Here is a 14,735-nt window from a genome sequence, read left to right on the forward strand (position 1 = left end):
TTGCATCCCTTTCGACTCTGGAGTAGACCATCATGAGCAAGCCTAAAGTGATCGTAACCGTTGCCCCGACCGGCGGCATGGCCAGCAAGAAAATGAACCCGAACCTGCCGACGCAGCCGCAGGAGATCGCCGACGATACCTACCGCTGCTACAACGCGGGCGCCAGTGTCGTTGCGGTCCATGCACGGCGTCCCGACGACGAGGCCACCTGCGATCCGGCAATCTATAGCCGTATCAACCGGCTGATTCGCGACAAATGCGACATCATCCTGAACAACTCCACCGGTGGCGGCATCAACGGCGACATGGTTCGCGAACTCGACAACGGCCTGTGGGAAATCCAGTGGGAAGAACGGCTGAAGGGCATGCAGGGTGATGGCGTCGAGATGTGCACGCTCGATGCGCAGACCGTGATTGCGAGTTTCGGCGGCAAGGAGATTCTGGTGGCGACGCCGCCCTCGCGAATCCGCCAGATCGCAGAGATGATGAAAGCACGCGGTATCAAGCCGGAATGGGAGGTGTTCGGCCTTGCCGACATCGTCCAGGATGTTCAGCGAGCCATTAATGAAGGGCTCGACGACGCACCGCACTTTATCAATATCGTGATCGGCGCCAATGCGTTCCAGGGCGCGCTGCCCTACACGCCCCGGTTGCTGCAGACGATGGTCGATCATCTGCCGCGCAACACCGTCTTCAACGTCAGCGCTATCGGCGCAGCGCAGTTGCCCGCCGCGATGAACTCGCTGTTGCTCGGTGGGCACGTGCGCGTCGGGCTCGAAGACAACCTCTACTACCGGCAGGGGCAGTTGGCCACCAATGTGCAACTGGTCGAGCGGCTTGTTCGCCTGGTGCGCGAGATGGGCTATGAGCCGGCCACGGCGGCTGAAGCACGGGAAATCATTGGACTGCGGCCGTTGCGCGAAACGATCCACGCTGATTGCCAGGCGGGTTAGGCCATGACATCGCGAGCCGTCAACGTCGCGGTCGTCGGCACGGGCGTCATTGGCGCAGGTTGGGCGACCCACTTCCTGGCTCGGGGTTTTGCCGTCACAGCGACGGACCCCGGCCAGGACGCCGAGTCGCGCCTGCGCAACTGGATCGACGAAAGTTGGCCTGTAGTCGAGAGGCTCGGACTAGCGGACGGCGCCTCGCGGGACAAGTTGGCATTCACGACGGACGTGGGCGCAGCGGTCCACAACGCCGATTTCATTCAGGAAAGCGCACCCGAGCGACTGGATGTCCAACATGCGCTGATCGCGAGCATCGAATCGGCGGCAAGGGCAGACACGATCATCGCGTCCTCGTCGTCGGGGTTGGCAATCAGCGACGTTCAGGCAGGCGCGAAGCACCCGGAACGAATTGTACTGGGGCATCCGTTCAATCCGTCCCACATCATGCCGCTGGTTGAGGTCGGTGGCGGCAGACTGACATCGCCCGAAAACATCGCGACGGCTATGGCGTTCTATTCCTCAACGGGCAAGAAGCCATCAGCCTTGTACAGCGCGGGTCGTCTCTGTGGAGGACGTCGACGCGGCAATCTCCTACGGCCCTGGCCTGCGCTGGGCACTGTTGGGTCCGTTTCTCAACCTTCATGCTTCTGGCGGATCCGGTGGCATCACACATGTGCTGCAGCATCTGGGTGCGGGCCGGCGCGAGTGGACCCGTGACCTGGGTATGTATCCCGAGACAGACGATTACATCGAATGCATTGCGAGCGGCGTCGATACAGAACTTCAGTCATACGATTTTCCAGAAATGCTTCGCCAGCACGATCAGTTGCTGATTGAGCTACTGGAGGCCTCGATGGCAGTGCCAACCCGTGCGACAAGTCACTCCACATTAAAAAATGCGAATTTTAGTTCCGCGCGCCAGATTCACGTAAAGCACGCAGAAACAGCCGCAGACGCTCAGTCACTTTCTGGTCACGCCGGCTGATCACGTTAAATTCAACGCGGTGTTCCAGCGACTGTTCAAACAACACCCGCATCAACCCACGCTCGATCCAATAATCTGCATAGTGTCGCGGCAGAAACCCGACCAGCTTGCCCGAGAGCACCAGCATCGCAACGCCCTCAATGTTGTTAGCGACAGCGGCTAGCCGAAAGTTCTCCAGCTCGGGCAGTTCCTTCAGTTCGCGGAAATAGCTGCGAGTGACGTAGTCAATTCCAGCCACAACTGCGGGATCGAACGTGCGCGGAGCGTTATCGAATAGTGCATGGCCACGCCCGCAACACAACGAGAGCGATTCCGTATAGAGATGCTCATACGACAAGCTCGCCGCGGCCCCTCTAAACGGTCCGATCCCGACATCCAGCCGACCGCTCTGCACCGCTTCTTCGATCTGACTTGCTGACCCGATCTCCAGCGTAATGCTGAGGTCCCCGTCACGCTCCCTTAGCGCACGAAGTGCCGCGGCCAGCCGACCCTCAGGGTTACTGATGGTGTTATCGACCGTGCCTATCGACAGCCTGCCGCTAATCCGGCCGTGAATGGCGCCAATATCCACATGAAAATCTTCGACCGATGCGATGAGCTTCTCGACCGAATCATAGAGTTTGCGGCCCGCGTCCGTTAGCCGGAATCCCCCTCTGCCGCGCTCGCACAACCTGAGGCCAACACGGCCCTCCAATTCGGCCATTTGCAGGCTGATCGCCGAGAGCGTCATATTCAACGACGCCTCCGCAGCGGAAAACCCTCCGCAATCCGCCACGGCCTTGAACACGCGCAGATGACGAAGATCGAAGTCCGAGATTTTCAGCATGACGCGGCACGTGCGCAGTGAGGCGCGCGCATAGAACATCCGCCCCTGCTGCCCTCCCGTGAGCGCCACTCGCCACGCGTCTCACCCACGACGACGCACGCGTCATACCTCCTGGTTTTCGAAAGTAAGGTTTTGGACATTGCTGTTCATCGTTTCAATTTGTCATGAAAAGATCCGCTTCACCGGTGCGAACCACCTCATCGATTGTAAGCAAGCGAACAGATGGAAAAAAATCGTTTCAGCCCGGTCACCGCGACCGTGCTTCCGCGCTTTGCGGGCATAGCCACGTTCATGCGTCTACCCTACGTCACGCCGCAAGACCCGCATCATGCCGAGGTCGATATCGGCCTGGTCGGCATTCCCTGGGACGGCGGGACCACAAACCGGGCCGGTGCGCGGCACGGTCCCCGGCACGTGCGCGACGCCTCGACCATGACGCGCAACGTGAACCGCGCGTCGGGCATCAATCCGTTTGCACTGTGCAACTGTGCCGATCTCGGCGATACGCCGGTCAATCCGGTCGACCTGATGGCGACACTCGCGCAGATCACCGACTTCTACACGAAGCTTCATGACGCCGGCATTGCGCCCTTGTCGGTCGGCGGCGACCACCTCGTCTCGTTGCCTGTCCTGCGCGCGCTCGCCAGAAACGGGCCGATCGGCATGGTGCATTTCGACGCGCATACGGACACGTGGGACCGCTATTTCGGCGACAGTCTCTATACGCACGGCACGCCTTTCCGGCGTGCGATCGAGGAGAACCTGCTCGATCCCAAGCGCATCGTACAGATCGGCATTCGCGGGGCGCAATACAACGACAGCGAGAAGGACTGGGGCGAGCGCCAAGGTATCCGCGTGATCGATATCGACGAGTTTCATGCGCTCGGCGTGCCGGGTGTGCTGGCCGAAGCGCGCCGGGTGGTCGGCGACCTGCCCACGTATGTGTCGTTCGACGTGGACGCGCTCGACCCGGTCTATGCGCCCGGGACCGGCACGCCGGAGATCGGCGGCCTGACGACCTACGAAGCGCAGCAGCTCGTGCGCGGATTGCGCGGCCTGAATCTCGTCGGCGGCGATCTCGTCGAGGTCTCGCCGCCGTTCGATCAAACCGGCAATACCGCGTTTGTCGGCGCAACCCTGCTGTACGAAATTCTTTGCGTTCTGGCGGAAAGCGTCAGCCGACGTAAGCGCGACGCTACACGCGCCCTCGTTTCCGCTTGATACCTGCCTGAAATCCAGCTTGATACCAGCGCCAGATTCGTCGGGGGCCGGCTGCGCGTCGCTCCGACCTTCCCATCACCACCACGCATTCGACGGAACTCCTATGTACACCTTCCTTTCGCGGTCGATCGTTCCCATCATCGCCTCCGTCGCGCTGCTGGCTCCAGCCTGCTCGTGGGCCCAGCAAGGCGATCTCCTCGCTCGAATCAAGGACGCAAAACAGCTGACGGTCGCAACAGAAGCCCGCTATGCGCCTTTCGAATACGTCGACACCGGAAAGATCGTCGGCTACGACATCGACCTCATGAACCACATTCTCGGCAAGGCGCTGCCCGGCGTAAAACTCAAGGTGAGCGATCTGCCTTTCCAGGGCCTGCTTCCGGGACTCGATGCCCGCCGGTTCGACATGATTCTCGCGGCGGTGACGGTCAACAAGGATCGCGCCGACCATTTCGCATTCACGCTGCCGGTTGCCGACGCCACGATTGGCGTGCTGCTCCGTGCGAACGAAGCGGGCTCGGTTAAATCGACCGGCGATCTCAATGGGAAAACCGCCGGCGCGCAGATCGGGTCGGTACAAACCCAGGCGCTGACCGCGCTCGATAAAACGCTGAAATCCTCGGGCGGCGAAGGGCTCAAGCAGATCAAGCAATACGTGTCCTACGACGAAGCCTATGGCGATCTGGCCGCCGGACGGATCGATGTGGTTGCGCAATCGCTGGCGAACATCGGACCGTTGATGAAATCACGGCCGGGTGTGTTTGCCGTGATGCCGCAGACCATCGGTCCCAAGAGCTATTTTGCGTGGGTCATGCGCAAGGACAGCGACAGCGGCGCGCTCCTGCGTGTGATCAGCGACGGCATCGCCGAGGCGAACCGCGACGGCACCATGAAGAAGCTGCAATTGAAATGGTTCGGCACGACCATGGACGTTCCGGCCGACGCGCTGCCCGTTCCGTCGATGTAAACGCCTTCGCCGCCGAAAAACATGTCCGTCCCCGCCCTGTTCGGCCGCCTCTCGACCTACCTGCCGCAATTGATGGATGGCGCGCTCACCACGCTTGGCTTGTCCGTGGTGGCGACGCTCGGCGGATTCGTCGGAGGCGTCGCCCTCCATATGATGTCCGCCGACCGGAGCGCGTTGCTGCGCCGCGCGGCCCGCGTGTACGTGAGCGCAATTCGCGGCACGCCGGTGCTCACGCAACTGCTGCTGCTCTACTACCTGCCCTCCGCGCTCGGCCTCGATATTCCGGGGACCGCCGCGGCGGCAACCGGTCTGGCACTGAACACGGCCGCGTATCAATCGCAGATCCTCGGCGCCGGATTTCGGGCGATTCCTCGCGGACAAATCGAGGCCGCCAGCACCTTCAATCTCTCGCGCCGGCAGACCCTGTGGCATATCGAAGTGCCTCAGGTGGTCGCCATGACGCTGCCCGCGCTCGTCTCGGAGATGATCGACATCGTCAAGGCGTCGGCGGTCGTGTCGGTGATCGCCGTCACCGATCTGATGCGTGCGGCACAACAGCTTTCGTCGTCCAGTTACCGGCCGCTCGAAGTCTATACGTTCGCAGCGTGTTTCTATCTGGCGATGACCTCGCTGCTCGCCGTCGCTGCCCGGTGTCATGAACGACATCGGCAACGGCATGCGTAACAGGCTACGACGCTCGACACATGAACACTTTTATCCCGCTCATCCCGCGCTTTGCAGCCGCGATGCTCGTCACGCTCGAAGTCAGCGTGACGGGTGCGCTATTTGGCATGGCCGGCGGCTTTCTGCTCAATGCGCTGCGGTTGCGCTTTGCGCGCGCGCTGGCCTGGCCGTATCGCCTCTATGTCTGGCTCGTGCGCGGCACGCCGTATCTGTCGCAACTGCTCATCCTCTATTTCGGCCTGCCCACGCTCGGCGTCACGATGACTGCCGTACAGGCGACGGTCGTCTCGCTGGCGCTCTATTCGGCCGCCTATTTTGCGGAGATTTTCCGCGCGGGCTGGGCGAGCATCGCGCGTGGCCAGCTCGAAGCCGTGCGCGCGTTCGGCATCGGGCGCTGGGCCGCATTCCGCACGATCGAGTTGCCGCAGGCCATGGCCTTCGCCCTTCCGCTGCTCGCCAATCAGGTGATTCTCGCAATCAAGGAAAGCGCGGTGGCGTCGATCATCACCGTGCCCGAATTGACCATGACCACCAGCGATATCGTTGCATCGACCTACACCTATATCGGTCCGTATGCGCTCCTGATCCTGTGCTACTGGCTGCTGACCCAGTCCGTCGCCGTGCTCGCGCAACGCGCGGCCCTGCTGTTTGCCCCTTCCAGGAAGACCTCATGACTGCCTTGCCCATCGTCCAGCTACGCGCCGTCGGCAAGTCCTATGGCGCCAACCGCGTGCTAAAAGGCATCGATCTCGACGTGATGCGCGGCGAAATCGTCACGCTGATCGGGCCATCCGGTTCGGGCAAGACCACTGCGCTGCGCTGCATGAATTTCCTCGAGGCTTACGACGAGGGCGAAGTGTGGATCAAGGGACAACTGCTCGGCTACCAGTCGACCGGCCGCACGCCGCGCGATCGCGACAGCGAGTCGAGCATCGCCGAAGTGCGCCGCCCGCTCGCCATGGTGTTCCAGCAGTTCAACCTGTGGCCGCATCTGTCTGTGCTCGCCAACGTCGCCGCGCCGCTCGTCCTCGCCAAGAAGATCGACAAGCAGCAGGCGCGGCACCAGGCGCTCGCCGCACTCGACCGGGTCGGCCTCGCGCACAAAGCGGACGCTCAACCCGCCAGTTTGAGCGGCGGCCAGCAGCAGCGCGTGGGCATCGCGCGGGCGCTGGCCATCGAGCCTGAAGTGATGCTGCTCGACGAGCCGACTTCCGCGCTCGACCCGGAACTCGTCGAGGAAGTGCTGAGCGTGATCCGTTCGCTTGCGCAGGACGGCATCACGATGGTGATGGTGACGCACGAAATGAGTTTCGCGGCGAAGATCTCCGACAAGGTCGTCTTCATGGAAGCGGGCCGCATCGTCGAGTCCGGCCCGCCCGCGCAATTGTTCGGCAATACGCGCACGCCGCGCCTGCAACAGTTCCTGAAACCGTGGCTCGACCGCAGCCTGCCGCTGGCGGCCGTGAACGCGGCCAGCGCAGGCGGGACATGATGCCCGCCCACGCTGCCCGGCACAGCTCACATGCGGCCCTTCCACGGCGTCAGCGCCCGTTCGACCTGGCGCATCAGCAGATCGAAACAATAGGCCAGCACGCCGATCAGCACGATCCCCATGATGACGATGTCGGTGCGCAGAAAGTTCGACGCATTGAGCACCATCTGGCCAAGGCCCGCGGTGGCCGCCACCATCTCCGCCGCGACGAGTGTCGTCCAGCCGAAGCCGATGGCGATACGCATGCCGGTCAGGATCTCCGGCATGGCGGCGGGCAGCACGACGAGTCGGATCACCTGCCAACGCGTCGCGCCGAGCGAGCGCGCCGCATTGATCTGCTCGATCGCGACCGAACGCACGCCGGCTTTCGATGCCATCGCGAGCGGCGCAAAACAGGCGAGGTAGATCAGCGTGATCTTGGCGGTTTCGTCGATGCCGAGCCAGATCACGATCAGCGGCAGATAAGCCAGCGGCGGCAGCGGTCGATAAAACTCGATGACCGGATCGAAGATCCCGCGAGCAATGCGCGACGTGCCCATCGCAATGCCGACGGGAACCGCCGTGACGACCGCCAGCGCGAACGCGCTGATGACGCGCACGACACTGATCGAGACGTGCTCGACAAGCGGCGTGCCGCCTTGCGTATCGCCCTTCATCGCCCCGATAAAGGCATCGAACGTCGCACGCGGCGACGGCAGGAACAGGGGCTTGATCCAGCCGAAATGCGTCGCGGCCCACCACAGGGCGATCAACGCGACCGTGGTCGCCGCGCTGATCGTCCCCGTACTGCCCTGCCCCAGCGCGCCATAGTTGCCCGCGCGACGGCGGCGTGCGGGGCGCGGCGCAGCGAGTGGAACGGCCGCGGCTGCGTTCGCGTTCGCGTGCTCGGCCAGTTTGATTGGCGTCGTACCTGTCATCCGTTGAGCCCTCCCGAAGTGGCTGCGTGAACCAGCGAGAGCACCTGCTCGCGCATCTCGATGAACGCCGCGCTCGACTTCACTGCGCGGGCGTCGCCCGTTTCCAGGTATTGCCGCGCGAACGGCAAGCTCATCTCGCGCACGATCCGCCCCGGCTTCGGCGCCATGATGATGAGGCGCGTGGCGAGAAAGAGCGCTTCCTCGACGTCGTGCGTGATGAAGAAGAACACGCCGTTCGCGTCGTGCCAGAGGTCGAGCAGCAAGGTCTGGATCGATTCGCGGGTGAAAGCGTCGAGCGCGCCGAGCGGTTCGTCCAGCAACATCACCTGCGGCGACGACGCAATGGCCCGCGCAACACCCACGCGCTGCTGCATGCCCCCAGACAGTTCGTATACCGGCCGGTGCGCGACGTCGGACAGCCCCACGCGCCGCAGGCATTCCATGCCGATGCGGCGTCGCTCGTGCAGCGGCATGCGGCGCAGGCGCAGACCGAACTCGACGTTTTCGATGACATTCATCCACGGCATCAGCGCATGCTTCTGGAAGACGACGCCGCGTTCAGAACCGGGGCCGTCGACCGGCGTCCCGTCGAGCAAAATGTCGCCGCGCGTCGGCGCGATGAAGCCGGCGATCGCATTGAGCAGCGTGGTCTTGCCGCACCCGGACGCGCCGAGCGCGACCACGAACTCGCCCGCCTCGATCGACATCGACACGTTGTCGAGCGCGAGATTCGGCTGCCCCTTCGGGACCGGATATTCGATCGAGAGATCCCTGATTTCGAGCATATCGCTCTCCTTGCGCTACGCGCGCGTCACTTGATGCTTGCGGCCGCTTTCACGTATTCGTCGGTGACGCCCACGGAATAATCCGGCAGCGTGCTCTGCAACGTCTTCTGCTCCTTGAGGAAGGCCGCCGTCGCCGCCAGCGATTTCGCCGCGCCGGACGCACTGCCGCCGCCGAGCCACTTGTCCGACGCCTGCTCCTGCGGCGTGGGGAACGCGTAGAGCGCGAGCGCAGCCTGCACTTCGTCAGGCGCGCCGCCCGACACCGCCGCCACCGCCTGGCCCTTCGGCGTCGCGCCGGTCCACTGGTCGGGATGCGCGCGATAGTCCGCATCGCCCTTCGCCAGAATCTGCACGAATGCGGTCATGAACGGCTGATTGGCTTTCGCCCAGTCGCGGTTCACGACGAATCCGTCGAACGTGGCGAGGCCCGTTTCCGCTGCGATCTTCCCCGAGGTCGTGACAACCGTCCCGCTCTGTTCGATCTTGCCGAGCACCGGGTTCCAGACATAAGCCGCGTCGATGTCGCCGCGCTCCCAGGCAGCCGCGATTTCAGCCGGCCGCATGTTCAGCACCTTCACGTCGCCCGGCTGGAGCCCGGCGCGCTTGAGCGCAAGCAGCGCATGAAAATGGCTCGTCGAGACGAACGGCACGCCCAGACGCTTGCCCTTGAGTTGCGCGATCGTGGTCACGCCGCTGCCTTTGCGCGCGACGAGCGCTTCCGCGTTGTCGATATTGTCGAGAATCCAGAACAGCTGGATCGGCAGGCCCTGGCTCAGACCGGCGGCAACCGGGCTCGATCCGGCCTCGCCGAGTTGCACGTTGCCCGACGCCATGGCGCGAATCACATCGCCGCCGCCGCCGAACTTGCGATAGCTGACCTTGTATCCGGTCGCCTTGCCGGCTTCGTCGAGTTGCTGCGCGTAGCGCCACGGCACCATCATGTCCTGATAGGCGATCGTGACTTCCTTGTCGGCGGCGAACGCGCTGGTTGCCGTGCAAGCCGTCCATGCCGCGCAGAGCGCGAGGAGCGTGCGCGCGATGCGGGAAACCTGCGTGCGGGTCGAACCAAAACGTCGGGCAAGCGTCTTCATGCAGTCGTCCTTTGATTGATGTGGTCTCGATCGGCGGCATGCATCACGTGCATGCCGCGCCCCATCCAGCGACGCAGATTCCAGGCCAATGGATGGTGCCAGCGACGACTTTCAACAGGGCCAGCGGTCGGATCGCGCGTGCGGCGTGCAGCGTGAGCGCCCCATCATCGGCGAGGCAGTGCGCGAATTGTCTCGAACACGTCCCGTTCTGGTGCAGCGTTCGTGCGTTCGTTGTGCGCGCGGCACGATGCCGGGTCGATGCTCACGTTGACATCGCGGCACGCGCACCGGCACGACGCATGCACTGGCGGACAAGACGCGCAAGCGTCTGAACGCCTGGCTCGATGCGCTCGATCGGTATCGACGAAAATCCGAGACGCAGATGCGGCTGCGTCATTGCGCCATGGAAGAACGGCTCGCCGGGATCGTAGATCAGCTTTTCCGCGATGGAGGCGGCGCGCAGCGCGGCCAGGTCTGTGTGTTCCGGCACGCGCAGCCACAACGCGGAGCCGCCGCGCGGCTGCTCGAAGCACGCGTCGGGCAGGTGGCGGCGCAGCGCGTCGCCGATCGCCCCGGCGCGTGCGCCGAGCGTCTGACGCGTCTGCGTCAGCAGGCGGTCGTAGTGGCCGTGCTCGATGAAAAGCGCCGCGGCAATCTGGTTATTGCCCGGCACCTGCCGCACCATGAGCCTGCGAATCACGCGCAGGCGCTCGATAACGGATGCGGGGGCAACGATGTAACCGATCCGCAATCCCGGCGACAGCAGCTTCGACAGGCTGCTCAGATAGATCACGCGATCGCTCTTGTCGATGGCCTTCAGCGCGGGCAGCGGCTGGCCGACGTACTGCGTCTCGGGATCGTAGTCGTCTTCGATAATGATCTGGTCGTGACGCGTCGCGTGTTCGAGCAGCGCGAGCCGCCGCTCGGTGCTCATCGTCACGCCAGTCGGGCACTGATGGCTCGGCGTGCAATACACGTAATCGCATTCGGCGAGCGCCGGCGTGTACGCCACGCCCTGCGCGTCCACGGGCAGGGAAACGATCTGCGCCCGCCGATGCGCGAAGATATTGCGCGCGTCCATGTAGCCCGGATCTTCGACGCCGATCCGCGTGCCCTCGCGCGCGAACAGATCGGCCAGCAGATACAGCCCATGCTGCGTGCCGAGCGTGAGCAGGATCTGGTCGGGCGTTGCGGCAATGCCGCGCCGGGGCAGCACGCGGCGGATCAACTGGTCGACGAGCGCCGCCGCGTCGCCGCCCGTGCTGTCCTGCGCCCAGTGTTCGACCGCGGCGACTTCGAGTGCGCGACGGCTGCATTCACGCCAGTGCGCGAGCGGGAACAGGCTCGGATCGAACTGCCCATAGACGAACGGATAGCGGAACTTCTCCCAGCCCGACGGGCGGTCGAGCCAGCGGAACGACTCCTGCAGGCGGGCCGTGCGCGTCTGCCAGTCAGGCCGGCCGCTGGCCTGCGCACCGCCGACGTGCGCGACGTCCGCGCGGTCGATCGCGCTGCACACATAGAACCCGTCGCGCGCACGCGCCTCCAGATAGCCGTCCGCAACGAGACGCTCGTAGACGAGCACAACGGTATTGCGCGACACGCCGGCAAGCACGGCCAGATCGCGCCCCGAAGGCAGCTTCAGGCCGGGCGGCAGCCGCCCGTCAAGGATCGCGCCGACGAGCGCGGTGCGCAGTCGCGCCTGAAGCAGCGTGCCGCCCGGCGCCGGGCTCGACAGCAATTGCCGCCACATCAGTTCATGTTCGTCGCATTGCATCCGCTCTCCAGGCTGGCACCATCGAAACCCTACGCTGGCATTATGCGGACGACAAAAAAAAACTGATCATGGCACCACCTCATCAGGAGCCGTCATCATGAACGCCCCGCACGTCCCGCTTTCCCCGCTCGCCGCCGAGTCGGCGTCCTTGCAGCATCAATGGCTGCCGTTCACGCCGAATCGCGAATTCAAATCCGCGCCGCAGATGTTCGGGAGCGCGAAGGATCAATATTTCTTCGACCTGGACGGACGGCCGGTCCTCGACGCCGGGTCGGGCCTGTTCACGACGCCCGCCGGGCACTGCCGCGCCGAAATCGCCGAAGCCGTGCACGCGCAATTGCTGTCGCTCGACTTTTCGCCGAGCTTCCTGCGCGCACATCCGAAGTCGTTCGAACTGTCGACTCGCATTGCGCAGATGCTGCCGCAGGGCATCGGGAAGCTGTTCTTCGTCAGTTCGGGTTCCGAGGCGGTCGATACCGCGATGAAAATCTGCCTCGCTTATCAACGCGCGGTCGGCGCGCCTGGCCGTACGATGTTCGTGTCGCGCGAACGCGCGTATCACGGCGTGAATTTCGGCGGCGTCGCGCTGTCCGGCATGGTCAACAACCGGCGGGCATTCAGCAACATCGTGCATGGCGTCGTGCACATGCGCGATACCTGGCTCGAGGAAAATCGCTATGTGACGGGCCAGCCCGAACACGGTCGCGAACTCGCGGACGACCTGCTGCGCCTCATCCACCTCCATGGCGCGGAAAACATCGCGGCCTGCGTCGTCGAGCCGATCGCGGGTTCGACCGGCGTGCTGGTTCCGCCTGAAGGCTATCTCGAACGGCTGCGCGAGATCTGCACGGCGCACGGCATCCTGCTCGTATTCGACGAAGTGATCTGCGGGTTCGGCCGGACCGGCGAAGCGTTCGCGTCGCAAAGTTTCGGCGTGACGCCCGATCTCATCACCATGGCCAAGGCGATCACGAACGGTGCCGTGCCCATGGCGGCCGTCGCCGTGGCCGATCACGTGCACGACGCGATTGTGAACAACGCACCGGACGGCGCGATCGAATTCTTCCACGGCTATACCTGGTCGGCGCATCCGGTCGCGAGCGCGGCCGCGCTCGCCGCGCTCGACATCTATCGCGACGAGAAGCTGTTCGAACGCGCGAAGTCGCTCTCCGGCTATTTCCTCGAACAGATCGCGACGCTGGCCGAATTGCCCATCGTCACCGACATACGCGGTTACGGGATGCTCGCTGGCATCGACGTGCAGTCGGACGGCAAGCCCGGACGACGCGGCCATCTGCTGCAGCGCAAGCTCTACGACGCGGGCCTGCACCTCAAGACGACCGGCGACTGCGCGATCGTCGCGCCTCAGTTCGTTTTCGATCGCGAACACATCGACAAGACCGTCGACGTTCTCCGTCAAACCCTGCTGTCGTTCAGCGCGTGACGCTGATTGGCACACCGGCAACACTCGCCTGGCTCGCGTCGATCAGTCTGCTTGCGGGCGTCGCGAAAGGATTGACGGGATTCGGCGGCGCGCTCGTGATGGCGCCGCTGTTCGGCCTGTTGCTCGGCCCGGCGGACACCGCCGCCATGATCGTGTTCGTCCACTGCGTCACGTCGTTGCAGGGCATCCGGCAGTGGGGCGCCGTCACGCGCTGGCGCTCGGTGCTGCCCCTTGCGGCCGTCGCGCTCGTCAGCGCGGCGCTCGCTTCGCACTGGATGGCCCTGGCCGATGCGCGCCGGTTGCGGCACGCGACCGCGATCGCCGTACTCGCGATCACCGTGCTCCATATGCGCGGCTGGCGCTGGCGGCATCGCGGCACCGGCATGCCGATCGTCGCCGCCGGCCTCGTGAGCGGCCTGCTGACCGCGCTCGCCGGCCTCGGTGGCCCGCCCGCCGTCTACTACTTCGCGGGCGTCGATCATGGACCGGCGCTGCGCGCCAACCTGCTCGGCTATTTCGCGGTGCTGTTCTGCGGCACGGCGCTGCTGTTCGTCGTCAGCCATCGCATCACGGCGTCGCACGCGATCACCGGCATCGGGCTCGCACCGGCGTTCGCCATCGGCGTGCTGCTCGGCGAGCGCAGCCACGCGCGTATTTCACGCGTCGCGTTCGATCGGATCGTCAGCGGCTTGTTGCTGCTATCGGGATGTCTTGCGCTCGTCGGCTGACGGCTGACGGTTGACGTACGGCTTCCCTCATCGTCATCGAGGATTATCTCCACCATGAATATTGTCGTAACGGGCGCAAGCGCCGGTTTTGGCGAGGCCATCAGCGCCCGCCTGTGCAGCGAAGGTCATCGCGTATTCGCCACCGCCCGACGCGCCGACCGGCTCGCGGCGCTCGCCGAGCGCTGTGGCGAACGGCTCGTCGCCAGCACACTCGACGTCCGCGACGCGGCCGCAGTCAAGCAGTTCTTCACCACCATCGAGCGCGAATACGGCGCCGTCGACGCCCTCGTCAACAATGCCGGGCTGGCACTCGGCATCGAACCGGCTTATTGTGCGTCGCTGGACAACTGGGAGGCGATGGTCGATACGAACGTGAAGGGCGTCATGTATTGCACCCACGCGGCCCTTCCGGGCATGGTCGAACGCGATCGCGGCTGGATCTTTAACCTCGGGTCGATTGCCGGAACCTACCCGTATCCGGGCAGCAACGTGTACGGCGCGACCAAGGCATTCGTCCATCAGTTCAGCCTGAACCTCAGAGCCGATCTGGCGGGCAAAAATGTGCGCGTCACGACGATCGAGCCGGGATTGTGCGGGGGCACCGAATTCTCGGTCACACGCTTTCATGGCGACAGCGACCGCGCCAATGCGCTCTATGCCGATACCTCGCCGATCACCGCGGACGATATCGCGAGCACGATCTCGTGGTTGCTCTCACTGCCGCCCAACGTCAACATCAATGCGATTGAGATGATGCCGACATCGCAGGCGTCAGGGAATTTTCAGGTGGTGCGAAAGGCGGCTGCGCCAGGCTCACCAACAGATAATCGGCCGTGATTTCGTGCCCGTCATCGCCCGGAACACGGCG

Annotated in this window: 15 protein-coding genes; 10 read left to right on the forward strand and 5 right to left on the reverse strand. The window is 64.2% G+C overall.

Going from position 1 to position 14,735, the window contains the following annotated elements:
- Positions 1-32 precede the first annotated feature (32 nt).
- Both LDO54_RS13740 and LDO54_RS13745 read left to right on the forward strand, forming a co-directional pair.
- Positions 33-953 carry a 3-keto-5-aminohexanoate cleavage protein gene (locus LDO54_RS13740; RefSeq protein WP_224011119.1) on the forward strand — a complete coding sequence of 307 codons (921 nt, stop codon included), beginning with the start codon at positions 33-35 and terminating at the stop codon, positions 951-953.
- 3 nt (positions 954-956) lie between these two features.
- Positions 957-1,667: a 3-hydroxyacyl-CoA dehydrogenase NAD-binding domain-containing protein gene (locus tag LDO54_RS13745; protein WP_356789900.1), complete on the forward strand. Its 711-nt coding sequence runs from the start codon at positions 957-959 to the stop codon at positions 1,665-1,667.
- 188 nt (positions 1,668-1,855) lie between these two features.
- Here LDO54_RS13745 and LDO54_RS13750 read toward each other — a convergent pair whose 3' ends face one another.
- Entirely contained in the window at positions 1,856-2,761 is a 906-nt protein-coding gene (locus tag LDO54_RS13750) for a LysR family transcriptional regulator (protein ID WP_224011120.1), read from the reverse strand.
- A 291-nt stretch (positions 2,762-3,052) separates the two neighbouring features.
- Here LDO54_RS13750 and speB point away from each other — a divergent pair, with 291 nt between their 5' ends.
- The 5 genes from speB to LDO54_RS13775 all read left to right on the forward strand — a co-directional run bounded on the left by speB (position 3,053) and on the right by LDO54_RS13775 (position 7,125).
- Entirely contained in the window at positions 3,053-3,982 is a 930-nt protein-coding gene (gene speB, locus LDO54_RS13755) for an agmatinase (RefSeq protein WP_436975574.1), read from the forward strand.
- A 103-nt stretch (positions 3,983-4,085) separates the two neighbouring features.
- Positions 4,086-4,949 (forward strand): transporter substrate-binding domain-containing protein, encoded by an 864-nt coding sequence (locus LDO54_RS13760; RefSeq protein ID WP_224011122.1) that lies wholly within the window; start codon positions 4,086-4,088, stop codon positions 4,947-4,949.
- A gap of 21 nt (positions 4,950-4,970) precedes the next feature.
- A complete protein-coding gene (locus LDO54_RS13765; RefSeq protein ID WP_224011123.1) occupies positions 4,971-5,633 on the forward strand; it encodes an amino acid ABC transporter permease in 663 nt (220 codons plus the stop codon).
- A gap of 20 nt (positions 5,634-5,653) precedes the next feature.
- The gene (locus LDO54_RS13770) at positions 5,654-6,307 is read left to right on the forward strand and encodes an amino acid ABC transporter permease (RefSeq protein WP_224011124.1); all 654 of its coding nucleotides are present in this window, start codon (positions 5,654-5,656) and stop codon (positions 6,305-6,307) included.
- A complete protein-coding gene (locus LDO54_RS13775) occupies positions 6,304-7,125 on the forward strand; it encodes an amino acid ABC transporter ATP-binding protein (RefSeq protein ID WP_224011127.1) in 822 nt (273 codons plus the stop codon). Before LDO54_RS13770 ends, LDO54_RS13775 begins: the two co-directional genes overlap by 4 nt.
- A gap of 26 nt (positions 7,126-7,151) precedes the next feature.
- On the opposite strand, the gene LDO54_RS13780 is transcribed toward LDO54_RS13775, so the two are convergent.
- The 4 genes from LDO54_RS13780 to LDO54_RS13795 form a co-directional block, all read right to left on the reverse strand.
- Positions 7,152-8,042, reverse strand: a complete 891-nt coding sequence (locus LDO54_RS13780; protein ID WP_224011128.1) for an ABC transporter permease subunit — start codon at positions 8,040-8,042, stop codon at positions 7,152-7,154.
- Entirely contained in the window at positions 8,039-8,827 is a 789-nt protein-coding gene (locus LDO54_RS13785) for a taurine ABC transporter ATP-binding protein (protein ID WP_224011130.1), read from the reverse strand. Before LDO54_RS13785 ends, LDO54_RS13780 begins: the two co-directional genes overlap by 4 nt.
- A gap of 26 nt (positions 8,828-8,853) precedes the next feature.
- Complete coding sequence (gene tauA, locus LDO54_RS13790) at positions 8,854-9,918, reverse strand: taurine ABC transporter substrate-binding protein (RefSeq protein ID WP_224011132.1); 1,065 nt, start codon at positions 9,916-9,918, stop codon at positions 8,854-8,856.
- Between the two features lie 262 nt (positions 9,919-10,180).
- Complete coding sequence (locus LDO54_RS13795; protein ID WP_224011134.1) at positions 10,181-11,695, reverse strand: PLP-dependent aminotransferase family protein; 1,515 nt, start codon at positions 11,693-11,695, stop codon at positions 10,181-10,183.
- 97 nt (positions 11,696-11,792) lie between these two features.
- Here LDO54_RS13795 and LDO54_RS13800 point away from each other — a divergent pair, with 97 nt between their 5' ends.
- From LDO54_RS13800 to LDO54_RS13810, 3 genes are read left to right on the forward strand one after another with little or no spacing between them, the layout of a single operon-like run.
- Positions 11,793-13,139 (forward strand): aminotransferase class III-fold pyridoxal phosphate-dependent enzyme, encoded by a 1,347-nt coding sequence (locus LDO54_RS13800; protein ID WP_224011136.1) that lies wholly within the window; start codon positions 11,793-11,795, stop codon positions 13,137-13,139.
- The gene (locus tag LDO54_RS13805) at positions 13,136-13,867 is read left to right on the forward strand and encodes a sulfite exporter TauE/SafE family protein (protein WP_224011138.1); all 732 of its coding nucleotides are present in this window, start codon (positions 13,136-13,138) and stop codon (positions 13,865-13,867) included. Before LDO54_RS13800 ends, LDO54_RS13805 begins: the two co-directional genes overlap by 4 nt.
- 54 nt (positions 13,868-13,921) lie before the next feature.
- Complete coding sequence (locus LDO54_RS13810; protein ID WP_224011140.1) at positions 13,922-14,704, forward strand: SDR family NAD(P)-dependent oxidoreductase; 783 nt, start codon at positions 13,922-13,924, stop codon at positions 14,702-14,704.
- Positions 14,705-14,735 lie beyond the last annotated feature (31 nt).

Source organism: Paraburkholderia tropica, from assembly GCF_914484835.1.
GTDB lineage: Bacteria > Pseudomonadota > Gammaproteobacteria > Burkholderiales > Burkholderiaceae > Paraburkholderia > Paraburkholderia tropica_A.